The organism is Cecembia sp., assembly GCF_007126775.1.
Lineage (GTDB): Bacteria > Bacteroidota > Bacteroidia > Cytophagales > Cyclobacteriaceae > Cecembia.
On record NZ_SLAP01000148.1, the window covers coordinates 1 to 3,563 of the forward strand.

Sequence of the window (3,563 nt, forward strand, 5' to 3'; positions counted from 1 at the left end):
TGGCTTCCGGTGAAATGCTGGGCTGCTTCGGCCTGACTGAACCTGACTTTGGTTCAAATCCTTCCGGTATGGTGACCAACTTCAAAGATATGGGAGATCATTACCTGTTGAACGGGGCCAAAATGTGGATTTCCAATTCTCCAAAAGCAGATATCGCCGTGGTATGGGCCAAGAACGAAGCAGGCAGGATTCATGGATTGATCGTAGAGAGAGGCATGGAAGGTTTCTCCACGCCAGAGACCCACGGCAAATGGTCCTTGAGGGCTTCTGCTACGGGAGAACTGGTATTTGACAATGTGAAAGTTCCTAAGGAAAATTTATTGCCTGGAAAATCCGGATTGGGAGCGCCGATGATGTGTTTGGATTCTGCACGATATGGCATTGCCTGGGGTGCTGTGGGTGCAGCCATGGACTGCTATGATTCTGCCAGGAGGTATGCTTTGGAAAGGATACAGTTTGACAAGCCTATAGGTTCTTTCCAGTTGATCCAGAAAAAACTGGCAGAGATGTTATCAGAAATTACTAAGGCCCAGTTGCTCAACTGGAAACTGGGCATGATGATGAATGAGGGCAAGGCCACCACCGCACAGATTTCCCTGGCTAAGCGCAATAATGTAGCCATGGCGTTGGAGATTGCCAGGGAGGCCAGACAGATTCATGGTGGCATGGGCATCACGGGAGAATATCCTATCATGCGCCATATGATGAATTTAGAATCCGTTGTGACCTATGAAGGAACGCATGATATCCATTTGTTGATCTTGGGTCATGAGATTACGGGGATAGCGGCGTTTAAGTGAGAAGCGATACTTGCCTGGTGCAAGGAGGAGAGATAAGTTAGAAATAGTACCAAGTACCAAGTATAATGTACCAAGACTGGACCGCTGGGGTTTTTAAACCTCGGCGGTTTTTTTTTGACTGTTGTTTAGAAATGAGATTGGAGAACAATTGGATCTAGGTTAATGCTGTGGCAAAAAAAATATATTACCCCATGGTGATCATAGAAAACATAGTTGGGCAACACCCAACCTTTATTTTTAAAATCAGGCGGTTGATATCCGAGGAAACTATGTGATCCTATGTTTCTATCCCGAAATCGGTACAAGTTATGGTGTACTAAAAATATCTGCCACATAGTATCATAGAAAACGTAGTTAGGCAACACCCAACCTTTGTTTTTTAAATCAGGCGGTTGATATCCGGGAAAACTTTGTGGACCTATGTTTCTCTCCCGAATTCGGGACAAGTTATGGTTAAAAATCCAACTTTAGATCTTTACAACTACTTGTACCGACGTGGAAAGTGTTTAAATGATTATAGTTTAAAGCTTAAGGATTACCATTGACAACCAGGAAAACTCTCAATGCCCCCCTTAAAAAGCTTTAACTTCAGGTTCCAACAAACCCACTTGGCTCTTTTTACCCCTTCGACTAACTCAGGGCATCGCTTTTGCCTTGGCTATTATTTGCCGACAACCTTGACAACCGCAATCCATCTACGAAAAGGAAACCTCATCATTAAACCATCTCTCCGGCTACGGGAAAACTTTAACTCCTCTCCAACTCCTCCTTTAACAAACCCACTATCCCTGCAATATTCCTCACCCCAAATTTTCTGTAGATGTTCTTTTTGTGGGTGCGGACGGTCAGGGGACTGAGATGCAGCTCCTCGGCGATCTCCTTGTAATTTTTCTGTTCCAGCAAATGGTTTAAAATTTTTATCTCTGATCGGGAAAGCTTGTATTGTTTACAGACCCTTTCTACAGCATTATCTATAAGTTCCTCAGGCATTTCTCCCTTGGCTTCCTGAAAATACTCCAATCCGGCTAAAACGCTTTCTACTGCCTCAATCATTTCTTGGAGTGAACTGTCCTTTCTCACAAAACCCACAGCGCCCAATTTTTGACAAAGAGAAATATTGGATAAGGAAAACTGCATGCTGACAACCAATACCTTGAGTTTTGGGATAACTGTCTTGACTTCCTCGAGGAATTCAAAACCGTTCATTTCCGGCATATATAGATCTAGAATGACCAAGTCGGCCCCGCCACCATTTTTAAAATAATCCAAGGCGGCCTGTGCATGAGAAAAATGTAAACTTGAATGTATCCCCAAGTTACTTTCTAAAATATGTTTGAGCCCGTCGGCAAAAATCTCATGATCATCCACGATAATTACTCTGGCTTGTTCTTTAATTTTCTTCATACGTTTTCACTTCAAAAGGGACACAGACCAGAACTGTTGTACCCTGAGGTCCACTGTTTATTTCATAAGTTCCTTTCAAGAAAGCCACACGACTTTCCATATTATTCAGGCCAATGCCCTTCTTTTCCTGTTTGACCCTATCTACATCAAAACCCTTTCCGTTGTCGGAGACAATCAATTTGATTTCCTGATCTTCTTGATCATAAAATATTTCCAGTTCCGCCATAGTGGCATGGGCATGTTTCATGATATTGTTGATCAATTCCTTGATGATGCGAAAAAGATTGCCTTTGATGTGTAGGGGTAACTCTGGCAACTCAGCAATATTATAGCTGAACCCGACTTGATTTTGCGTTTTTAGCAGATGGAAAAGATCATCTATCAGGATCTTAAAGCGTTTTTGATCCAAATCTTCTGTAGCTAACTCATGGGATATAAACCGCACATCCTTGGCCGCTTTATCTAGTAGTTTGACAGTCTCAGAAAGATTTTCTTTGGCTGCAGCATGATGCCCGTTTAACTGGATCTCTACATTTTCCAACTTGAGTCTGATCATGGCCAAAAGGGCCCCCAAATCATCATGCAGATCTCTGGCAATCCTTTGTCTTTCCACCTCCTGAACCTGAAGTTTTTCCTTGATGGATTGCTTTTCATTCTCTGAAAACTGAATCAAAAGGGTCTCTTTTTCATTTTTATCTTTGTAATTTCTGTATCCTATTCCGACCGTAAATGCCAAAACGTTGACCAATGCCCCAATGACCAGTCCATTGGGATAAAAAGGATTGATGGAAGTGTAGCCAAGATTGTTTAAAAGGTAAAAGGTAAGTCCTATGACCAAAAAGAGGTTAGCTGATAGGATATAAATGCCCATTCTTTTGTGTATCTGACTGGTATTGATCAACAAGACAAAGGCAACGCAAATAATAGATAGGTACATGGCCAATAAATTGACCATAAGAAGCAAATTCGCATTTATTTTAAAAAAAATCAGGACAAGCATCAAGCCAGCCCAAAAAAGAGCCAAATAGGATATTAACCAGGGAATTTGGTACAACCTGAGTCTATTGCTATCAAGGGTTTGAAAATGTAAATTAAACTTGAGAAAGAAGGCAGAGGTCAGTAAACCAAAAAATGGTATCCCAATTTGGGAGAGTGCATGAAGCCCCTCTTCACCATACCACCAATGATAGGCATATCCATCTTCTTCCAGAATCATCAGCAAGCAGGAAAGGGCATATGCCACGAAGATCAGGTAGATGCGCTCCCGTAAATACACATATAGCAACAGTGCAAATAATATAGCAAAACCCAAGATGGTACTTATCCCACCAAATAATGCTGCCCTATTGACCTCAAAAA

The 3,563-nt window shown here is 41.9% G+C and carries 3 protein-coding genes; 1 reads left to right on the top strand and 2 read right to left on the bottom strand.

Annotated elements, in window-relative coordinates:
- On the top strand, window positions 1-800 hold an 800-nt coding region (locus tag QZT73_RS09800; protein WP_291787878.1), incomplete at its 5' end, for an acyl-CoA dehydrogenase family protein.
- 747 nt (window positions 801-1,547) lie between these two features.
- Here the strand turns inward: QZT73_RS09800 and QZT73_RS09805 are convergent.
- Window positions 1,548-2,204 carry a response regulator transcription factor gene (locus tag QZT73_RS09805; protein WP_291778963.1) on the bottom strand — a complete coding sequence of 219 codons (657 nt, stop codon included), beginning with the start codon at window positions 2,202-2,204 and terminating at the stop codon, window positions 1,548-1,550.
- Window positions 2,191-3,563, bottom strand: a 1,373-nt coding sequence (locus tag QZT73_RS09810; RefSeq protein WP_291787879.1) for a sensor histidine kinase, incomplete at its 5' end; no start/stop codon positions are given. The genes QZT73_RS09805 and QZT73_RS09810, both read right to left, overlap by 14 nt.

Bases quoted from the DNA above. Each gene is read 5' to 3' on its own strand.
- QZT73_RS09805 (WP_291778963.1), bottom strand. From the start codon at position 2,204: ATGAAGAAAATTAAAGAACAAGCCAGAGTAATTATCGTGGATGATCAT.